This is a genomic window from Bradyrhizobium sp. USDA3010, assembly GCF_056429065.1.
In genome coordinates this window covers 1-389 of sequence record NZ_JBWJZD010000147.1, presented here as the reverse complement: position 1 = coordinate 389, position 389 = coordinate 1, and the positions used below count along the sequence as shown (strand labels likewise).

At 62.7% G+C, this 389-nt stretch carries 1 protein-coding gene; it reads right to left on the bottom strand.

Annotated elements, in window-relative coordinates:
- Positions 1–286: 286 nt before the first annotated feature.
- Positions 287–389 (bottom strand): transposase domain-containing protein (locus AC066Y_RS43345; protein WP_478278960.1); only part of this gene is annotated, 103 nt, incomplete at its 5' end.

Below are 389 nucleotides of genomic sequence, written 5' to 3'. Positions count from 1 at the left end.
GCTTGGGCGGCTCAATCCGCCTGCGGCTCCGCTGGCGTTCTACGTCGGCTGTCTCGTGGCCTGGAGCCAAGAAGGTCCGGGAGCGGTGACAATTCGGGGCGCGGCTCGGTGGCTGGTTCGTCTCGGATATGGGCCCGACGCCTGCGGCTGATCACAAGGCCAATGAGGCCGACGACTACCAGCGCGACTCCGGCGATGATGAGCCAGTGCGGTAATTCCAGCCAGCCTATCGCGACCTTGATCATATCAATCCGCTTACTTCTTCGTAAGCGGCAAGCTGAGGCCGTCAGGCGGCGTGGTTCCATGGCATAAGTACGTCGATTTGGCTGCTCGGCCAGCCATTGGCGATACGCTGAAGCGTGAGGGTGAGCCAGGCGAACGGATCGACG